General features: G+C 35.6%; 19 protein-coding genes. 7 read left to right on the top strand and 12 right to left on the bottom strand.

The features are described from left to right. From VJJ26_03520 to VJJ26_03530, 3 genes are all read right to left on the bottom strand, one after another. A partial coding sequence (locus tag VJJ26_03520) for a hypothetical protein (GenBank protein HLC07231.1) occupies nucleotides 1-614 on the bottom strand: 614 nt, incomplete at its 3' end. Nucleotides 615-947: 333 nt separating this feature from the next. Then, nucleotides 948-1,466: a hypothetical protein gene (locus VJJ26_03525; protein HLC07232.1), complete on the bottom strand. Its 519-nt coding sequence runs from the start codon at nucleotides 1,464-1,466 to the stop codon at nucleotides 948-950. 235 nt (nucleotides 1,467-1,701) lie between these two features. Continuing rightward, on the bottom strand, nucleotides 1,702-1,839 hold the full coding sequence (locus VJJ26_03530) for a hypothetical protein (protein ID HLC07233.1): 138 nt from the start codon (nucleotides 1,837-1,839) through the stop codon (nucleotides 1,702-1,704). 162 nt (nucleotides 1,840-2,001) lie between these two features. Here VJJ26_03530 and VJJ26_03535 point away from each other — a divergent pair, with 162 nt between their 5' ends. After that, a complete protein-coding gene (locus VJJ26_03535) occupies nucleotides 2,002-3,969 on the top strand; it encodes a hypothetical protein (protein HLC07234.1) in 1,968 nt (655 codons plus the stop codon). On the opposite strand, the gene VJJ26_03540 is transcribed toward VJJ26_03535, so the two are convergent. Together VJJ26_03540 and VJJ26_03545 are read right to left on the bottom strand one after the other, a co-directional pair. Then, complete coding sequence (locus tag VJJ26_03540) at nucleotides 3,955-4,881, bottom strand: tyrosine-type recombinase/integrase (protein HLC07235.1); 927 nt, start codon at nucleotides 4,879-4,881, stop codon at nucleotides 3,955-3,957. The two genes, VJJ26_03535 and VJJ26_03540, sit on opposite strands and share 15 nt — an antisense overlap. A 101-nt stretch (nucleotides 4,882-4,982) precedes the next feature. Continuing rightward, a complete protein-coding gene (locus tag VJJ26_03545; protein ID HLC07236.1) occupies nucleotides 4,983-5,111 on the bottom strand; it encodes a hypothetical protein in 129 nt (42 codons plus the stop codon). Between the two features lie 55 nt (nucleotides 5,112-5,166). Between VJJ26_03545 and murD the strand changes: the two genes are divergently transcribed. Genes murD through thyX form a run of 3 tightly spaced genes read left to right on the top strand, consistent with a single transcriptional unit; the run spans nucleotide 5,167 to nucleotide 8,533 of the window. Beyond that, nucleotides 5,167-6,567: a UDP-N-acetylmuramoyl-L-alanine--D-glutamate ligase gene (gene murD / locus VJJ26_03550; GenBank protein HLC07237.1), complete on the top strand. Its 1,401-nt coding sequence runs from the start codon at nucleotides 5,167-5,169 to the stop codon at nucleotides 6,565-6,567. Between the two features lie 52 nt (nucleotides 6,568-6,619). After that, nucleotides 6,620-7,729, top strand: a complete 1,110-nt coding sequence (gene ftsW, locus VJJ26_03555) for a putative lipid II flippase FtsW (protein ID HLC07238.1) — start codon at nucleotides 6,620-6,622, stop codon at nucleotides 7,727-7,729. Nucleotides 7,730-7,762: 33 nt separating this feature from the next. Then, complete coding sequence (thyX, locus tag VJJ26_03560; GenBank protein HLC07239.1) at nucleotides 7,763-8,533, top strand: FAD-dependent thymidylate synthase; 771 nt, start codon at nucleotides 7,763-7,765, stop codon at nucleotides 8,531-8,533. Here thyX and VJJ26_03565 read toward each other — a convergent pair whose 3' ends face one another. The 4 genes from VJJ26_03565 to VJJ26_03580 all read right to left on the bottom strand — a co-directional run bounded on the left by VJJ26_03565 (nucleotide 8,534) and on the right by VJJ26_03580 (nucleotide 13,547). Further along, on the bottom strand, nucleotides 8,534-9,682 hold the full coding sequence (locus tag VJJ26_03565; protein HLC07240.1) for a hypothetical protein: 1,149 nt from the start codon (nucleotides 9,680-9,682) through the stop codon (nucleotides 8,534-8,536). It lies immediately after the preceding gene. Nucleotides 9,683-10,040: 358 nt separating this feature from the next. After that, nucleotides 10,041-11,555, bottom strand: coding sequence for a leucyl aminopeptidase (locus VJJ26_03570; protein ID HLC07241.1), 1,515 nt, complete (start codon nucleotides 11,553-11,555; stop codon nucleotides 10,041-10,043). Nucleotides 11,556-11,868: 313 nt separating this feature from the next. Continuing rightward, on the bottom strand, nucleotides 11,869-12,474 hold the full coding sequence (locus VJJ26_03575; protein ID HLC07242.1) for a thioredoxin family protein: 606 nt from the start codon (nucleotides 12,472-12,474) through the stop codon (nucleotides 11,869-11,871). A 29-nt stretch (nucleotides 12,475-12,503) separates the two neighbouring features. After that, a complete protein-coding gene (locus VJJ26_03580) occupies nucleotides 12,504-13,547 on the bottom strand; it encodes an alpha/beta fold hydrolase (protein ID HLC07243.1) in 1,044 nt (347 codons plus the stop codon). A gap of 293 nt (nucleotides 13,548-13,840) precedes the next feature. On the opposite strand from VJJ26_03580, the gene VJJ26_03585 reads away from it, so the two are divergent. Beyond that, complete coding sequence (locus VJJ26_03585) at nucleotides 13,841-16,450, top strand: AAA family ATPase (GenBank protein HLC07244.1); 2,610 nt, start codon at nucleotides 13,841-13,843, stop codon at nucleotides 16,448-16,450. Nucleotides 16,451-16,680: 230 nt separating this feature from the next. On the opposite strand, the gene VJJ26_03590 is transcribed toward VJJ26_03585, so the two are convergent. Together VJJ26_03590 and VJJ26_03595 are read right to left on the bottom strand one after the other, a co-directional pair. Beyond that, nucleotides 16,681-17,100, bottom strand: a complete 420-nt coding sequence (locus tag VJJ26_03590; protein HLC07245.1) for an RpiB/LacA/LacB family sugar-phosphate isomerase — start codon at nucleotides 17,098-17,100, stop codon at nucleotides 16,681-16,683. A gap of 145 nt (nucleotides 17,101-17,245) precedes the next feature. After that, complete coding sequence (locus tag VJJ26_03595) at nucleotides 17,246-17,875, bottom strand: hypothetical protein (GenBank protein ID HLC07246.1); 630 nt, start codon at nucleotides 17,873-17,875, stop codon at nucleotides 17,246-17,248. An 85-nt stretch (nucleotides 17,876-17,960) separates the two neighbouring features. On the opposite strand from VJJ26_03595, the gene VJJ26_03600 reads away from it, so the two are divergent. After that, on the top strand, nucleotides 17,961-19,196 hold the full coding sequence (locus tag VJJ26_03600; protein ID HLC07247.1) for an FtsX-like permease family protein: 1,236 nt from the start codon (nucleotides 17,961-17,963) through the stop codon (nucleotides 19,194-19,196). Between the two features lie 2 nt (nucleotides 19,197-19,198). After that, nucleotides 19,199-20,368 carry a phosphoglycerate kinase gene (gene pgk, locus VJJ26_03605; protein HLC07248.1) on the top strand — a complete coding sequence of 390 codons (1,170 nt, stop codon included), beginning with the start codon at nucleotides 19,199-19,201 and terminating at the stop codon, nucleotides 20,366-20,368. A 12-nt stretch (nucleotides 20,369-20,380) separates the two neighbouring features. On the opposite strand, the gene VJJ26_03610 is transcribed toward pgk, so the two are convergent. Beyond that, complete coding sequence (locus VJJ26_03610; GenBank protein HLC07249.1) at nucleotides 20,381-20,914, bottom strand: hypothetical protein; 534 nt, start codon at nucleotides 20,912-20,914, stop codon at nucleotides 20,381-20,383. Nucleotides 20,915-21,112: the final 198 nt, after the last annotated feature.

The raw sequence follows: 21,112 nt of genomic DNA on the forward strand, positions 1-21,112 counted from the left end.
AATGCTACTGAATTGACACAATCATCATGATTTAATACTGCAATGCACTCTTGTGTTGCTCCATTAAAAATCCGTGCTTTCTTATCATTACATCCTGTTGCTAATAACTTACTGTCTGGTGAAAATGCTACTGAATAGACATAACGACCATGATCTAATACTGCAATGCACTCTTGTGTTGCTCCATTAAAAATCCGTACTTTCTTATCACCACATCCTGTTGCTAATAACTTATTATCCGGTGAAAATGCTACTGACCTGACCCAATCATCATGCTTTAATACTGCAATGCACTCTTGTGTTGCTCCATTAAAAATCCGTGCTTTATTATCATTACATCCTGTTGCTAATAACTTATTATCCGGTGAAAATGCTACTGAATTAACCGAAGAATTACAGTCAAAAACAGTTTTTAAGTAAAATATCTTTCTGACTTTTTTTTCATATTCTTCTATGATTACTTTTTGTAACTCTAAGGGTAGTTGCACAATCATATCCAGTTCAGAAGATTTCCCCCATAGTTTATATTGTGGTTTCTCATCCATTCCAAATATGACATGACCAAAAAACACAACTGCCAAAACAATCCCTTTTTTGTAGCAACGCAAGTTCATGATGCCCCCCAAATATGTAAGTCATTTGTAATTTAGACAAGAGCTTATCCTCTTTCAACCCATTTCACAACAAATCCTTATAAAAAGGACTTTTCTATGTTAAGAAACTTAAATTTTTTGGCACACACTGAAAAAAGATAGTTTTTATAAAAAACTGACGGGAAAATAACAATTTCTACCATCGATTTTAACGAACGTTTTTAACGCTTGCCAACAAACAACACGTCAAGTATATTTTTCTAAAAATGTATAGGTATTGATGCAAAATTACTTCATGCACACAAAATATATTTCTGATAGTTTTTTTTAATAACAAAAAAGATCCAAGAATAGTTAATATGCAGGCATCTGTTTATCTTTTTGCGCCTGTACTTGTTCTTTTTGACGTGCAGTTAATAAATCATCTTTAATAACCCCAAAAGTTTTTTTGACTTCTGCAACCTTGTTATGTCGTTCTTCTACTTGCTGCCCCGACATTTTAAATGAAGAAGCTCTATGTTGTAATTTATCTTCTGTATTCTTTGTTACGAAAGTACGAAAAACCTTTACTGTAGTTTTTGCTGACGCCTCAAGCGGTAGATTAAGAAGCGCCCTGAATAATGCTTGTGGTCCCATGTGGTATTTGTCATGAGCGGTTAGCTGTGCACCTCGATAATCAAGAAGTTTGAGAAATTTTCTGCGCTCAAAAGAATCAGGACTTTTAACTACATAATTTAAAAGCGTATGACCATACTTATCCGGCAAATTAAGGATGCCATAGTAATTCGATAAGGCATAACTATCAAACTTAGCAAGATCTTCACGTGAAGGAATTATACCGTTTCTTGCCTGATCTTGTAAACTTGCAAGCACTTTTTCCTGTAAACCAGAAAGATGATGCGTTTGTAATAGGTTTATGCAAACCTTTTACAATCAATCGTCCCATAGCGTTCATTGAAGGCATACTACCCAATAAAACTGCTATCAGTGCTATTTTTACATTACTATTCTTCATAAAAAAAACCCCATTTTTTGGTTTAAACTACATCTATTTTCTATTATGCAATAATTGCAGGGTTTTGTCAAAAGGGTCCGATCTAGCAGATTATTATAGATCCAATAAATTATTCATTTTTCTCTCAGGATAAGCTTCTAATCGCTTAATCCGTTCAATATCACCTAAATACAATTGTGTTGTTGGCGCAGTATGACGCATGTCAAGTTGCACTTCATATGTAAAGTACACTAAATGTATCTTCTTTTAGTATAACTTGCTATTTTTATAATTATTGCTAAACTTATGACTATTAGGAAAATTATATTAAAAAATGAAGAATCTATGCTAAAACACAAAATACTCCATTTATTCTTTCTAAATCTATTTTTTTTGATTAATAATATGATGGGCGTGGAAAACACGTCTGCATATGATGATTATGTATACCCTATTGTAAGTTATACACATAAAATTAATCGATGTTTTTTGAATGCATCTTTGCTCATAAAAGATTCTCCTGAAAGCTTACGCACAGCAAGGCAAGAAATTAATAAATGTCATGGTTATATAAATGAGTTAGAACGGGTAATTAAAAATTGTACTCAGCTTCAAAAAAAGCGATTGGTCAGTATTTTTGAAACCATAGCAAAACATAGTCCCGATAAGACAAAAAATATAATCATAAAATATATAATACCTCAGTTATCCTTGAATATAATGAATGATATTGTCAATTTGGTTATATTGCCCTTATCTGGTATTCGCAATCAACTTGACAAGCTTTATTCTCCTACAAACACACCACTTGAATTTCAAACTGGCCTGTCGAACATTATAGCACAATACGAATCAACTTTTTCAAATTTTATATCTACATCCAATCGCCCAATGTATGGTAGACCAAAAGGAATGGTATCTACAGCAAGCAACTTCATTTTCAATGATATTCTCAGCGCACCTCATCAAAAAATAGAAATTCTTTTGAGCGAAAAAAAAGATATAGAAAAAAAATTAAACATTACACCAGAACCATCAAAATCGCCAAAGAAAACTATTGCTACCATCTCACGCATTGCAAAAATACTATCTTCGGTCCCCTTTTTAGAGCGTTTATGTTGCTGGATTTTAAACAATTATAACGAAATGGTAAAAAGATTAATTGGGCCACGCAGATATGATGCTATAAAAAATGATACTATTTTTTGTAGCATTAGAACATTACATGAACGCAAAATTATTAATGCCGCAAATATTCATAATTTTTTAAAAGACCCAAGAGTCAACGCCACAATTGATTTCCTTTGTAACTCTAAAGAAAAGCGGCCTTTTGTTGATTACTGCAACAACCTACAAAAATATTTTTGTATAGAATTACTAGAATGTTTACACAGGTCACACTGCCAGTCAAGAGCAATGCTACAGAGGGAAAATCAACACTTTTCCTTTGTTTATGAACATGCTGCAAATGACAATATAAAAGATATGAAATTACAGCAAAATGAAACAAAAAAAGAAGCTTTATGGACATTAGCTAATATTACATCGATTACATCACAGGCATTCAATCGTGTTGCATCATTCGATAAAAAAGAATTCGTTAATGGCATAAAAAACACTGCTACTACTACGGTTGAGGTCGCAAAGTTATTTGTTAGTTCATTATCGCCTTGGTATCAACCACCAACAAATATCATTCCTCAGACGACAAATCCGCAACCACAAGTTCTTATTACCAAACAGACAGGTGACATCAAAAGTTTCCTATTAGAGATCAATCGTGATAACAAAGGAAAACAACCAATAGATTCTGTGGACGCTCGACCAAAAATTAATGAAAAGCATAAGTTATTGTTACAGAACATGATTAAAGAACACAAAAGATTAGAACAAGACTGTTGTTGTAAGTATCAAGAACATACATTAACAAACGGATTGAATAATATTTCATCAGAAAGTGTTTCATCAGAAAGTGTTTCATCAGAAATTGATACGCTTCATCAATCTTTACTGAAACTTAATGAAGAAAGAAAAAATTTGTGGTTTTTCAATGTGTGGAGCAAAACGGTAAATTGGCAAGAAAGAAACAAGATAACAAATGCATTGAAACATCATATTGATGTATATAATACGGCAAAAATTGATCTGTACAATAAAGGTGAATCCTATGCAACAACCTATATTGAACATTCTGTGCCCAAAGAAGAATCTCCTTATACAAACCTCCGCAAGAAATTTTTAGCAAACTTTCCCTTTTCCCCAAAAGACAAGACTGATATTTTTGCGTTATCTCAAGAGAACGATCAATTGAAAGATTGTCGCTATATTTTTAACCCTTTAGAACGATCTGAAATGAGTCGTAGCAGATTAAACATCCAATAAATTGCTCATTTTTCTTTCGGGAGATGCTTCTAATCGCTTAATCCGTTCAATATCACCTAAATACAATTGTGTTGTTGTTGGTGCTGTGTGACGCATGGCGAGCTGTACTTCATACAGTGAAGCTCCTGCCTGCATAGAAAGTACACCAAATGTGTGACGCAAACTATGCGCAGTGATTCGCTTACTATCAAACCCTGCTGCACGCAATCGACGTTTAATGATACGAGAGAGTGAGAATATGGTTAACTTTTTTCCATAATTACGATCACTTAATGAAACAAATAATGGTTCTTTTTCATTTTTGATGACACGCACTTGTAAATAATCATGTAACGATGTTAATGTTTGTGGTGTTAATAAAACAAATTCATCTTTACTAGATCGCCCTTTTCCGTGTATCCACAATAACATTTCTCCACGTTGTTCATACATATCTTCTAGCGTTGCTGATGCAATTTCTTTAAGTCGAAGTCCCGTACGCACCAAAATATTAATCAACGCAAAATCACGCTTACCACGTATATCAGAACAATTAATTGATGATAATAATTTTTTGAGTGAATCAATAGAAAGTGATTCTTTCTGGTGACTTTTTGAATAACGTTTAATCCCTTTTACCTTGCGTGAAATATTCTCATATAATCCTGACTCATCTGCCCATAAAAAAAATCGCTTAATCACTACAATGTACACTGCTTTTGTATATGAACTGAGCTGTTTTGAATCAAGCCAAAATTTGTACGATAAAACTGTTTCGTGCTTTGGATAGACAATCTGTTTTTCTTTACACCAACGTGCAAACTGTACCAATGCATTAATGTAGGTAGTACGAGAATTAAGAGAAATGTCTTGTGCTGCAATAAAAGGATGAATCAATTCATCCATATTAAAACTTTCATACAAAGTCTTCATACATTTCCTTTTTTTTATACAAATAATAATAACAAAAAAAACTACGTGCTAACAGTTTTTTTAGAACATTATTAGCACGTACGTTTTATATGATAATTAACTTAATTTTTGTATTTGATTTCTTTATCAAATTTAATTTTAACAAGTGCTGCTACTGAACCACAAGGATCACCAGGAACTACTAATAATTGCAACTTTTTTGTCTTTTTTGCATCAGCAATAAAAAACATGAATAAATTTGATATAATGCATAATAATAAAAACTAATTCTGAAAGTACACAACTATGAATATACCGCATAAAAATGCACATCTTGGCATTTGGGGTTTTGGCAAAGTTGGCAGATCTGCTGCACACTATTTGCACGAACAAGGATATTGTTTAAGTGTGATGGATAAACGCGTCCCAACAGCACAAGAACAAGAATATGTGCAAGAAAAAAATATAACCTGGTACAACGAACATGAACAAGAAACATTTTTTAATTCTTGTGATTTCATTATTCCTTCTCCTGGGATTAACATAAGCCCCCTGTGTTACGCGACGCATAGTGCAAAATGGGTACATGAATTAGATTTTTTCTATCAGCAATGTAACAAGCCAATTATTGCCATTACCGGCAGCATTGGTAAAACTTCAGTTACTCATATTCTTGCGCAACTTTTTAAGGAACTATCAATTCCCGTTGCTGTAGGCGGAAACATTGGAACACCAATCTTTGACTTAATTGCACAGCAAAATAATGTTGATTATACGTTGCTGGAAGCCTCTAGCTTTCAACTGATGCATTGCACAAACTTTGCACCAACGCTTTCTATCTGGACAAATTTTTATCCAAACCATCTTGATTATCACCCATCGGAAGCTGAATATTTTTCGGCAAAATATAATATTGTAAAACATCAGAAGAATAATAGCTTGTCTCTCATTCCATTTACGTTACGTGAGAAAATTCCTGCTGTACCCATACATCACATACGAGCATATTTTACAATAACCATTCCAGGAAACGATCAGTTACTTAGTTTAAAAGATAATGAACAACTTTATTATATTAAATCCAACATGGTAGTGCGTTATGCACATGGCATACACACACCTCTTATGCTACTCACACCAAACCTATTACATCTTTCTTTTATCGATAATATGCTTCTTATTGTAAGCGTGTGCGATTTATTAAAAATTAGCTCCAACACACTAGAAACAGTAGCAACAACAATAAATCTACCCGAACATCGCGTCGAATACAGTGGCACCATACATAACGTTGATTTTTATAATGATTCTAAAGCTACCACAACAGCATCAACCCTTGCCGCTGTTGAAAAATTAAAAAATCGCCCTCTTCACCTTTTTTTGGGTGGATTGAGCAAAGGAGTTGATCGTGCGCCACTTATTGCACAGTTAAAAAATCAAGTGAAGCATATTTATTGTTTTGGTAAAGAAGCTGATATGCTGTACAGCATGTGCTTTGACAATGCAATTCCCTCAACACATTATGCCAATCTTGATTCTGCTATTAAAAATTGTATTGATAGAATACAATCTGGAGATTGTGTATTGCTATCTCCTGCAGGAAGTAGTTACGATCTATATGAAAATTATGAACAACGAGGAAAGCATTTTAAAGAATTGATTAAATCGTACATGGAAAAAAATTACCTCTCCACGCGCTCATCCTGAACTTGTTGAAGGATCAGAGCGCAAAAGATTTTAACTTAGAAAGTTTATTTGTATGATTTCAAAAAAACTACCCCTCTACTCAGACCTCAATGTATTTCTTACCATAATTGCAACGCTTATTCTTATTGGATGCCTTTTTGTATATTCATCAAGTTCTGTCTACGCGCTTGAAACATTTGGTTCATCAGTCTTTTTTGTAAAACGTCAGCTTGCAGGACTTGGTCTTGGGTTTTTTGCACTCTGCATTGGCCGCGCATCACCACTCAATTTTATCAGGCGCACTGCACCTCTTTTGTTTTTAGGCTCACTTGGTCTTGTTATTATGACATTACTGCCAACATTTTCTCGCACCATTCATGGATCAAGCAGATGGCTTTCTTTTGCTGGTTTTTCATTTCAGCCTAGTGAATTACTTAAAATAACATTACTGTTTTACGTCGCTTATTTTCTTGAAAAAAAAACACAAAAGGGAAGCATTGCACTCAAACAATTTATTCCTTTTTGTACGCTTATCAGCCTTATGTGCATCGCCCTTCTCAAACAACCCGATTTTGGTATGACCATCACACTACTATTGACCACCATTATTTTATTCTTTTGCGCACACGCACAAATCAAGCACATCATAGTCACACTTATTGGCCTTGCTGCAAGTGCAGCTTTACTCATCCTTTTTCGCCCTTATCGATTGCAACGTGTATTAACATTCTTAAATCCTTGGCAAGATCCTAAAGGAAGTGGTTTTCAAATTATTCAATCTTTGATAGCAATTGGTTCTGGTAACTGGTTAGGTACGGGAATTGCGCACTCACGACAAAAGTTTTTTTATCTTCCCATGCAACATACCGATTTTATATTCTCAATTATTGCCGAAGAAACAGGATTAATTGGATGCATGTTTTTAATCACATTGTTCATTTTGCTTTTATATTTTGGCATTCGTATTGCACATCAATTAACGAGTACTTTTAATACATTAGTTGTACTTGGCTTTATGATTCTTATCCATTTACAAACTGTTATGAATATGGCTGTTGCAACAGGATTAGCTCCAACAAAGGGTGTTGGAATGCCGTTTATCAGTTATGGAAACACGTCTCTGGTCTGTTATCTTTTTATGATCGGTGTTATTATAAACATGGTTCGTGAAAGTAAAAATTAAAGCCTCTTTTAATCCTTTGAATAAGGCAACAAAATGGAAAACCATTCATTAAAAATTGATACTACAACAGCATACTTTGTGCCAGAAAACAATATAGATCCACTTGGAGATGGCATCAGCTCAGTTGAACTTGTACGTGTGTCAGGATCTGACCTTGATGTTGTCAATGCCGCGCGTGTTTCTTATGGTAAAACATCAACAGAAGTAACTGATCGTGATAAAAAATTGATTGGTTTTCTTATGGAACATAATCACACAAGTCCATTTGAACATAATCAATTTTCTTTCCGTATTAAAGCACCAATCTTTGTTGCTCGCCAGTGGATGCGCCATCGTATGAATTCCTATAATGAAATTAGTTACCGCTATGTAAAAGCATCTCTTGAATTTTATGTACCACCAAAATGGCGATCACAAGATCTTAAAAATAAACAAGCTTCTATTGGTTCATTTGATAACGCAGAGTTTACACAAAAATTTAAAGAATCAATTGCACAAAGTGTACAAGCATACGAATATTTACTTGAAAATGGTGTAGGCAGAGAAATTGCGCGGAGCGTGTTGCCATTGTGCACGTACACGGAATTTATTTTCACGTGTAATTTACATTCGCTCATGCATTTTTTAAAATTACGCTTGCACGCAGGAGCGCAGTACGAAATAAGAATGTATGCACAAACATTGCTCAAACTGGCACTACCACATTTCCCTATTTCACTTGGTGAATGGAAGCGTATTCATGCTGCTGAATTAGAAATTGAAGAAGATCTATTTACTCAGAACTTTACTGCTGCTGTTGAGTAATTAATTAAATGCACCATGCAGTCGCAACATATACGCACGAATATTTGCAAGATTAATATCTGAATATCCTTGTTCAATGTTTTGTATTAGATACATGAGGCGATTTCTTTGGTGAGATCCTTCTTGCAAATGATACACATTGGGCAACGTATCCAACACTACGTACTGTATTTCATTAAGTACTTTGATAATGGCAAACGCAAAATAATGCCCGTGCGACTCTGCCACCTCTTCATTGCCGATAATAATGACGTAAGTAAAATAATCTTTCTTAAAATCTTCACGTAATTTTTGCTTAAGATTTTGAACATATTTAAATTCATCTGCACTAAACAATGCAAATTCAGGAATTTTATCAAGATTTGAATCAAATAAGGCAACAGCACTCACTGCGGAGATATTAGAAATATCAATAGTAAAATCTTTACTCATTGCTTCTAAATTTGCTTTTACCACTTCAACATTAATCCAATCATCAATCTTTAGATTGAGAAGAAAATTTGCAGCATCATTAATATTGTGCAAATACGAAAGATACTTAACTTCACCAGTTTCAGCATAATCTCTGATAAGGCATGCGTTATTTAACGCATGCCCTGCACAAAGCGCTGGAGATAATGATGTTTTCTCTGCGAGTTCAAATTGATCAAGGCTTTTAAGCTGCAATAAATTTCTGTTCCAATGTTCAAACATGCCTAAAGGAACGACGCATGGCGCATCTATACTAACAGATTTTTCTTCGAACAGTGCATCCACTTTACTCGGCTTGAAAATATGATATTTAGGACCAGGAGCAGCACTTAATCCTGCAAGTTGCTGCTGAATATCAGCCTCACTCAATCCTTGTTTTTGTAAATCCTGAATCATGTCTTGTACCAAAGCAGGATCCATCTGAAAACTCTCTTGTTTAACAAACAATGGACATAAACCAAGCTCTTGCATTGACTGTGTATCTGCTGGAACCAAATGAGTTTGTTTTTGCATAGAAGTTGAAGGTCCTAGAGCCAATAATGGTTGTCGTCTTCTCATTAAGCCATATTGCTGCCTCATTTTAAATGCTTCAGGGGTATACATACCCAAAAGAACCGGTATGGAAAATAATACATAAACTACAAATAATTTTATAAAAAAACAGTTATATGATTTCATAAAAAATCCTTATTACACATAAAAACATATCACATTATTATAATAGCAATTAAAACAAAAATTAAACAAGAATTTTGCTTATTGCTCTTTTGTCTTTTAACAAAACAACATACCTTATGCGACATACGATGTGTCTTTTGTTGCTTTTCAATTAGAGCCTATCCCTAAACTCTTCCCAAGCGCTCATTCTGAACCTGTTGAAGAATAAAGCGCTTGATCCTTCAACAAGTTCAGGATGAGCGCGGGAAATAATTTAAGTAAATTTATAGTTTAGGGATAGGCTCTTAATCAAAATACAAAAAGAGCCCCTGAGTTTTCAGGGGCTCTTTTTGTATTTGGTGCCTTTAATATGTAATTCTTACTTCTTCCAGTTCATTGCTAATTCAACCAACAACCTAACACCAACACCCGTTCCTCCAGGACGATAGTACGAAATATTTGGTACATCAAATGCCGTACCTGCAATATCAATATGTGCCCATGCAACATCATCAACAAAATATTGTAAGAAATGTGCTGCAGTTGTTGCTCCCGCTGGTATTTGCTTACTACCAATATTACAAATATCGGCTACTGTTGAAGTAATCGCTTTTTTATAATCATCGCCCATTGGCAACTGCCATAAAAGCTCCCCAGAAAGGTTGCCTGCTTTATGCAAACGTTCAACCAATTCTGGATGCTCGCTAAATAATCCACTATAGAATGGCCCGAGCGCGCGCGAACATGCACCTGTTAATGTTGCTAAATCAACAATTACATCTGGCTTATAATGTTTCACCGCATATGAAAGAGCATCAGCTAGAATTAAGCGCCCTTCTGCATCCGTATTTTTAATTTCTGCTGTTTTACCATTATAAAACGTTACAATATCACCGGGTTTTGTAGCACGACCACTTGGTAAATTTTCTGAGGTTGGTGCAATAGAAACAATATTCACGTCTGGTTGCAACTGTGCAAGCGCATCAATCGCAGAAATAACTGCTGCTGCACCAGACATGTCTTCTTTCATTGTTTCCATGTAATCTGCTGGTTTTAAACTTAATCCACCAGAATCAAAAGTAATTCCTTTTCCAACAAAACAAAGTGTGGGCACGTTCGGTGATTTTGCTTTATATTCAAGAATAATTAATGCACAATCAATTTCAGAACCCTTCGAAACAGCGGCTAACCCACCCATGCCCATTTTTATAACTTCTTGTTCATGGAATGCAGTGAACTTAAGATCATTGCGTTTTGCAACTTTTTGAGCTTCTTCTACCATATGCTGTGGTGTTAAGTTTGATGGCGGAGTGTCAACCCAATGACGCGCCTGGTTAACTGCTTTGGCAATAATATTTCCGTCTTTTATACCACGCTCAGCTTCTTTTTCATGTTGTTCATCGGCAACAAGGATAACCTCTGCCAATTTGTTTTCTTTGGATTTTTTATCAGTAAGATAATCATCAAAATGATACTGTGCCATTTGCAATGCTATAACAGTTTGCTCAGCCATATAAAATGCAGATGCATTGATACCCAACTTCGCTAGCACCTGTAAAGCAACAGAAGCCCCTTTACATGCACGCACTTCTTTTACCAATTGACCTAATGCTCGACGATAACGCTCAATAGCACTCACACTTTTTGATTCTTTCCCACCAATACCAACAACAATACAAAAAGCAACTCGACCATCTAGTATTACAGGAACAGCAATAGTTTCTTGCAAATTGCCGACAAACTTACGCTGTTTTACAATAGCCGCAAAATCCGGTGATACATCTTTTAAGGTATTACTTAAATATGTAATATCAAAATCTTTCTCAACAATAAAAGCATAACAATCAACATTTTGAGACAATAAATCTTTAGTGGCAAGCGAAACATTTACCATACATTTTACTCCGTGAAATAGTTAAATAGTGCTAATAATAGTAACAAAAAACGGTCCTGCTTAAAAGCAGAACCGTTTTTTGTTATCTTTTTTTTGAGTTCGTATCCTTCGACAGGCTCAGGACGAACGGGAATTGAATATTTTTTATATCTTTTAATCGTATTTAAATTTATTATCCGTTCGTCTTGATGCTTCGTCAAGCTCAGTAGTAAACGTGCGCTCAGTACTTCACGGGATTCGATTCTCTCATCCCGTTCGTCTTGAGCTTGTCGAAAGATACGAACCCCTTTAAACTATCTAAATTTTGGTATAATTATTCCATATTTTTTTTCGACTCGGCAGTATCATAATCTCGTACAAAAATATCACGCGGATAGAAGTACGGTTTCCAACTTTCACCTTCTTCTTTCATACGCTGATCTCTTCTGTCTTCTTTTTCTGCAACACGTCTTTTTACTTCTGCACCATAATACTGATCAATAAAAGACTGTAAATCTACGCGTGAAACAAAACCATTCAATACTATTGCCGATCCTTGATCATCAACACATCGTTTACCACTGTTAAAAAATATAAATGTTGGCACAGTTTTGACACTATATAACAAAGCAAGATCAGCCAACTCTTTACGACCAGTATTTACTTTGAGAAAAACAACGTCCGCATCGTTGTATGGTTGATAATTACTCAAATCTTCATACATGCGCGTCAAGCCTTTATTTCTGTTACGCGCATCACCGTTTCTTTTTTGACTTTCATAAAAAAGTACTACTACCATGCCATCTTTACCATCTTTTGATAAACGTTGCTCAAAATCTCTTCGAGTAGTAATCGCTCTTACTTTTGCTTGCAAAAAACCACCAACTAATAACACGCATAACATCGTTATTTTTACTATTTTTTTATTATAAATTTTCATCCCTTCTCCCTTTATTAATAATTTTTTTATTAAGCAAATAAATGATCATCATCCTCATCGTCTTCAATAATGCCCTCTTGTGGCATTTCTGAAATATCATCATTAATTACCTGACTACAAAACTCTCGTACTTGTTCTATGTATTTCTCTGGATTATAAAAAAATGAATCATAATGACGACGGCCATTTGTTAACCACAAACGCTTAAATCCAGCAGCTCCTTCATATACATGCTTAACTTGTTCAACAGAAACTTTCTGATCATTTTTACAGTGAATAAAAAATACTGGCACAACAATCTTTTTGGCTGATTCGGCAGGGTACAAAGGACAGAAATTTGTATTCACACCAGTCGCATCCAACTGCGCAACCGTTTTTAATACTGCCTTAACTAATGCTTGAACATACGGGTGAAATGCATATTTTTGTAAAAAATCTTTACCTGGCAAATCGAACTCATACCCAAAAACTGAACCCTTCAACCCTTCAAGCCCACTCTTGATTACTTTTTCACTTGATTCAAACGGACAATCCAAGATCATTGCATCGAATAAATCTAAAGACAAAGCCTGCGCTTCTATTGCAGAAACTGCACCCATTGAAAAGCCATAAGCAATAAGCGGTACACCCTGGAGATCTGGATGATTACTCAAAAATTTTGCCGCCGCAATCACATCTAACGCTTCATCGCGGCCAAAAGTACAATATTGACCCTGACTATCCTGCCCATGCGCTCTAAAATCAAAAGTCATTACATTAAACTGACTTTTTTTAAAAACTTTCCGTAATATCCCAACATCGTACTTATCGCACATAAACCCATGGCATATCAAAATTGTGGCCTTTGCGTTGTCACAACGGGCTAACATCCCATTACGGGTAATCTTTTCCAAAGAATCGTGTCCCTCTTGCGGATATAAAACCACATGCTCCACAACCACCCCATCGCTCATTTTGGTTTTCTCTGGAACAACGTACCCGTAGGTGTTTTCTTGCACATATCCTGAAAGAACTGATACCTGTAGAAGGCACAAAAAAATGCCTAAGTGGCCTTTTATGACTCTCATGACCATCTTTTTAACCCTTGTAAGAGGAAACATCGCTATCTCCTACTTCTAAAAAACCGCTATTTTCTAATCTTTTTTCTACCTTAGCATATCATTAAAAATTTACAATTTGCAATGTTTTATAATTAAAAACACCATAAATATTTTCAATTTTTGGGGAAAAACGTAAAGAAAAACGACTATAAAGCTTCATTTTGCCCCTTCCCCATTTCCCAAAACCAAAAAAATATGCTAACTTTGTAGTATTAGTAACTGTTTTGAAAACAAATTATGGTCTAAATCTGGGAGTAATACTTTAAATGAAACAAAGAAATATTGCACAATTGATGCTACTTTTGGCCTTTTTTCTTGGATCAACAATTCAAGCGGAAATAAATCAAACAGATAACACTCCTCTAACAGCCTCTGAACAGACACAAATGGCAGAACTTACAGAATTTGCCGAAGATGCCTTAATCAAAGCCTTTAATTCTTTACAAAAAATTGAAAACAAACTGACAGAAATCGCTCTTTTGGTAAAAAAGGGCTTCAATAAACTTGCAGATAATCCTGCCAAAATAATGGCAGTCCTGACTGATAATAAAGCAACCGTCAATGCTTTATTGCAAAATCAAGCAACAATAATCGCATTAAAAGATCCAATTCAACACTTAGAGGTTGCTTTTGTGATCTCAGAATTTTGTAATGCCTTTATCCCGTATTTAACCAACCAGATAAACAATAATTTTAAAGATACAAAGCCATTTAATCTGAATCGCTTCCTTAAACATATAAATAAAGGTCGAAGCAGAAATAATGTAAGCCATCTTGAACCAGCATCTCTCACAAAAGGCCTTAACAGAACCAATATAAAACTCAAGGCCCTTGATACTACAGTTCAGAACATAGGCCTCACGTGGTACAACAAAGCAGCTCGTACACTTGACTCTTATGTGGTAACGCCTGCAAACAAATATAATGTGCCTACTATAGCAAGTTATGCGGGTGGTATCGGATTGTTTGGTTTGTATTCACTATGGAGATTTGGGGAGCTTTTTCAAGACAACACAGATATTCCTGCACCGATCAGAGATTTTGTTAAAAAACTTCATGCAAATAATCGTGGGCCTCTTGCAGATGATAGAACAGGACGACCATATATTGTAGGTGGTACTAATGATAGTAAAAATAAATGGACTGGACCAACGGAATCTTTCTCTGAAAAAATACCAACCGATGCAAACATGCTCGCCGTAGTTGATTATGCAATTACAAAGTTTATGTCACAAACGTATCCTCTTGGAGCATTAGCTGGAACATTCTTCATCGCTTCACTCTACAAAACATGGAGTGAAGGTGGCGGCATTCGCGAAAAATTGATCAGAAAAAGAGATGATGTGTGGAACTTCCTTCGTGGTGGAGAATATCTCAATACGTTCAAACCTGGGCTAGTACAACTTAAACCAACAGTCAGCTTTAAAGATATGGTTGGCCTTGATGAAGTAAAAGAAGCATTCTATTCAATTATTCAGTATATCGATAACCCTGAGCAATTAATGCGTATTGAAGCAACGCCAGAAAAAGGATGGTTACTCACAGGTCCTCCTCGTACCGGTAAAACGTTCAGCGTTGAATGTCTTTGCGGTGAAATAGAACTGATGATGGAAAAACGTGGCTTAGCAAACAAAATGAAGTTCTTTAATATCAATGCTGCGTTAATTAACGAATATGGTATCAAAGCAATTCTAGATGAAGTCTACGAAAATGCACCTGCAGTAATATTTATCGATGAAATTGATTTACTCGGCCTACAACGCATTGGCAACAATAAATTGTTAAGCGATTTCTTAACTGCAATGCAAAGTTCTATGAATGCTGATCCATCTAAGATTGTTATCGTTATAGCAGCAACAAACAAACCTGAAAATATAGACTCCGCACTTCGTCAAAATGGTCGTTTTGGCAAAGAAATTCGCTTTGACTATCCTTCAAAGAAATACCGTGTAAAATTCCTTATCCGCGAACTGACCAACATGGCGCTGAATATTAAGGAATTTAATATTGAAACACTTGCCAACAAGACAAACAACAAAACATTTGAAGACTTGAAACGCGTAGTTCGTAATGCAATGACACGTTCATGGATGCACAGTGTTTCACTTACACAAGAGTTGCTTGAGGAAAGTATTGATACTGAAATACACAATATTCTTATGTTCAACCGTAAAGAATTACCTGAAAATGAAATTCGCATCACTGCAACCCATTTTGCAGGTAAAGCTCTTGCAGCAATGCATCTTGAAACGCATGAGCAGCTCGATAAAGTAACTATCTATGCGCATATGGTTAATGTTAAAGACGAAGCTATATGGGAAAATTATTCTCAAAAAGATGAAAAAGATAAACAACAAAAAATTGAATATGGTAAATTCATCACTAAACAATCACATGATACCATCAATGTAAAAAGTGAAACAGAAATTCTCAATGAGGCAACTGTTCTTCTTGCAGGTTTTGCTGCTGAAGAATTGCTTCTTGGACCTTGTGGATTCACGTGTCACAGGAATGATCGAGATCGTGCATATAAAATAATTGAAGAACTTGTTTTTGGTGGACTTAAACAAGAAGCTTTACCAAAAAATGTTCGTGAGGAACTAAAAACAAAAGCGTTTACTATGCTTAAGCAATGTCATGAAAATGCTATGCAACTTCTTAAAGCTCATCAAGAAGCATTAACCGCTATTGTTGATGAACTCATAGCAAAATGTATTTTGAATGATAAAGAAATACAAGTTATTATCAATAAAGTTGAAAATATAACAACAGAAATCTCTACAGCTGATACAACCTCAGAGACGACAAAAGAATTAGCAGAAGAAGTATCAACAGAAGTAACTTCAGAAGAAACACCTGTAGACGCAATAGCTTGAACACATCCTCCTTTGCTAAAGCTTCGGCGGACATGTCAGAATGGACAAAAGCAAGAGGCTCCTGGAAATTCCAGGAGCCTCTTGCTTTTTACCAAAATTATAGCATAACTCACCACATGGTCGTCCGTATGAACTTTTCTTGTGCGCTCATCCTGAACTTGTTGAAGGATCAAGCGCTCTTATCCTTCAACAAGTTCAGGATGAGCGCGGAGAGAACTGAACAGTATTACTCATCCAATCATTGCAATACGCTCCGCATAACGACCACCTTTAAAATCTTGCTCAAGCCACGCATTAACGATTGTGACACTGTCATCATACGCAATAAAATCTGATGGCAGCACTAAAATATTTGCATTATCTTCTTGTTTACACCGCTGCGCAACTTCTTTATTCCATGCAACAACTGCATACATATTTTTATATCTATTTGCAGCGATTGCCATACCACCACCAGTGCCGCAGATTAACACACCATATTCCACAGCATATGTAACGATAAGATCAACAACTTTGTCAGAAAAAAGAGGATAATCAGTGCGCTCTTCACTCTCCGTGCCAACATCTATCCATTCAATTGTTGGCATATGTTTTTTGATAAATTCTTTATGCAAAAATCCGCGATGATCAGCGCCAATGGCAATCTTCATATTAGCTCTCCATTTTTTTAATCCCATCATTTCCTCACCGCGCTCACCCTGAACATGTTGAAGGGTTTCTTCGAGCGCTCGAAGAAACCCTTCAACATGTTCAGGGTGAGCGCAGAGGGGTATGTATAGTAAAATCTGGAACTTCTTACTGTGCAATATCCCACACAAAAGCAACTTCAGAATTAAGAGATCTGCAATAAAGAGTGACTTTTTGCGTATCAGGAGTAATTAAAAATTGATCATTAATATCTTTGGCATCAAATTTTACACTATAAGGCACCTTGAATCTGTTATGTTTTTTGCCAAAGATATGAATATATTCTGGTGAGAGCTCTACTGACTTAACTTCAATTGGTGCATAATGCTTGTCGTCAATTTCTAAAAACAACGCCCACTCACTATGTACATCACCAAGCGGATATTCATACAAACTCAATACATAGAAGGTTATAAAATGATTGTTTTCTTCAAGTTGTCGTCGTAAAAAAATCTTTCTTTGCTCTTCAGTTTTTCCAAATTTTAATGCGAACAAATCAGCATAATTGATACGTACATTATCTGATAACCATAATGCATCAAAACGAGCACGTGTTGTTAATTGATCATACATGGTTACCGAACGTATATATTTTTGAGCTTGTGTAATACTCGCTTGCAACGATGGTGCTTGAACAAAAGTCCTTTCTCCCCAGTCAACAATTCTTCCACAACTCGGCAGCAGTAATAATGCAACCACTGCAATATATATCGTATGAATTTTCATTAATACTTTCATATTTCCCTTTTCATTTGTAACCTTTAATGTTACTAGTTATCCTAATTAAAACGACGATTCTTTACAAGAGCAAAGGTGGACACCTATGAACATGACCGCATTTTTTTTAGCTCAACGCATGCTATTGGCGCACGTATATCAGAAAAGCATCTCTACTATGACCATCATTTGTTTTGCTGGTATTTTTATTGGTTCGTTCTCTTTAGCCCTTATCACTGCAATTATGAATGGTTTTGAAGTTGCAATACATCAAAAAATGCAAAGCATTCATTCCAATATCATTATACAATCATACAAAGACGGTATTGATATAGATGTTCTTTTTCCCGTATTAAAAAAAGAATTTCCTGAAATTACTGCTTTTTCTCCCATGGCAACACATCATGTTCTACTGCGCACCGATGATTCATCAGAAGACACACCAATGGTAGTAATGGTTAAAGGAATTGATCCTGAAACAGAACAATTAACCAATTCTTTATCAAAAAAAATAATAAAAACATTGCCATCAACCGAATTTTCTCAATTATTTACGAACAATCACATTATCATTGGTAAACAATTAGCACGTAACAATCAGATAACAGTCGGTGACAAAGTAGAACTACTTTTTATGCGTGATAAACAAATAAAAGGCAGAAAAATTGTTGTTGACTCGCAACCAGCTGTTGTTAGTGGCATTTTTGATACAGGCATTGACGAATTTGATAGCAGCGTTGTGTATTGTTCTCTTTCGTTTTTGGAAGAATTGTATCCCAACATTGCAATTGAACAAGTGAATGTTACTCTTACACCACATTGCGATGAAAATAGCGTCATACAAAAATTACACAACCGACTTGGACTTGATGTCTATTCATGGAAAGATTTATACCCATCTCTTGTTGCAAGTTTAAAACTTGAAAAATATGTTTCATTTTTTATTCTTGCACTCATTCTTCTTGTTGCAAGCATGAACATTATTTCACTTCTTTTTATGCAAATCACACAAAAACGACCTGACATTGCACTACTTAAAGCCATTGGAATGTCCCACCGTTCAATCAGTGCAATTTTTTTTATTATGGGCATGACAATTAGCTGTGTTGCTTCTTTTTTTGGTCTAGTAACAGCACTTTTTGCAAGTTGGATCCTAAAACAATATCCTTTCATTACATTGCCGGATACATATTACGTTACCCATCTACCCGTTGCTATGAATTGGTACATTATATGCGCCGTTTTTTGCGTTGTTGTTATATTTAGCTTATTTGCAACATGGTTACCCATACAACGCATTCGCACCATCAATATTTCTCAAGTGTTACGCTTTGAAGGATAACAATGATCTACCCAAAACTAGCCTCATGGAATATCGCTAATAAACGCGTTTTTGTTCGTGCCGACCTCAACGTTCCCTTATCCGACGGCACAATCATGAATGATTTTCGCCTACAAAGTATACTTCCCACAATCGATTTTATTCTTAATCATCAGGGTAGCATAGTTTTAGCAACTCATATTGGACGGCCAAAGAACAAGGAAGCCGAACTTTCAACAAAAATATTGCTTCCATGGTTTAAAGAACACGGATACACCATACATTTTGTTGAAGATTTTACAAAAATTGCCGGCACCCCAGTTGTATCCAAAGAGATCTTGTTACTAGAAAACCTCCGCTTTTTTCCCGGAGAAAAAAATGGAGACCCTTTTTTTGCAAAACAACTTGCGAGCACTGCACACTATTATGTTAATGATGCATTTGGTGTAGTGCACAATGATGATTGTTCTGTCACCTTATTGCCATATGAGTTTCCCGAGAACAGACGTAGCATTGGTTTTTTAATGGAAAAAGAACTGCGTGCATTAAGCACGCTCAAAGATAATCCACAACGTCCATTTGTTGCAATTGTTGGTGGTGGAAAAATAAAAGATAAAATTCCACTCATTCATAGTTTGTTACAAAAAGTTGATTCTATTCTTGTGTGTCCTGCACTCTGTTTTACATTTCTCAAAGCACAGTCAAAACCGGTAGGAAAATCTCTCGTCGATGACAACATGCTTGAGACGTGCAAAAAAATAATTCTGCAAGCAGAAAATTTAAACGTCGAATGTATTTTTCCCGTTGATTATCAAGTTGCTTATGATTCAATTGATGGACCACTATCCATTATTCCTGCTGCAGAATTTCCTGATAACGCAGTTGGCATATCGGTAGGCCCCAAAACCGTTGCTCAATTTTCTGCCATAATTAATCAGGCAAAAACTGTCTTTTTAAATTGTGCTATGGGATTTGCAGACAGACCAGAAACTCGCGAAAGCACAAAAAGTATCATCAATGCAATGGCACAATCATCGGCACAAACCGTGATTGCCGGTGGCGATTCTGTTGATAGTGCTTTGAGCACAGGAAATCATTCTGCAATTGATCATCTTTCTGTTGGCGGTGGCGCAGCTCTAGCATATCTCAGTGATACACTACTACCTGGATTGGCTGCTTTTGAAGAAAAATGACATGTGCTAGATTTAATAAACAGGACAAAAACTCAATAAACATAGTCCATCAACCATAACCTCTTCATGTGGATGCTCAAGGTCTTCGGTGGTACCTTTTTCGCATACCAAAAAACCATGGTTGTCATGCTTCATATCCCAAGAATAAAAACCATAGTCGTTCAGACCAAGTTCCTGCGCAATTGTTTCCGCCATCGCTTCATGTGAATGACCACGATTTTTACGACTTTCATAATTAAAAGATCGTACTTTTTGGTTAAATGGTGACAGAGCTACTTTTTCAATAAATTGATCCGGACTCGCCCAAATATTTTCAAACCCTTGTAATTCTTCTCCAGAAATTCCTACAATTCCCTTCAAACAATTAAAAGAAGGGTTGTCAATAAAATAGGCTGCTTTGGGTATATTAAAACAGTCCCGACTACAAAGCTCATGTAAAACGAAATCAGTAACATTATCACGACCATGTAGTTGCAACATTTTCCTGGGCAAACGTCGCAAACTATCAACAATTTGAGCGTGCCGATACATCATCTCTGGCTTCATAACTACTCCTTCTCACCATCTTCCTACTACTCTCTTTTCTCAACATACCCCACCTTACCCTTAACTGCAACTACTCTAAAAACCCTTTTATTTATCTTATCATGTCTCGTTTTTTCAAAGCAATACTTACCAATCAAACACTAACTGTCAAACCAAAATATGTGTTTTGCTCGTTAATATTACTAATAAAAACACAAA

It is taken from the genome of Candidatus Babeliales bacterium (genome assembly GCA_035288105.1).
Classification (GTDB): Bacteria; Babelota; Babeliae; order Babelales; family Vermiphilaceae; genus SOIL31.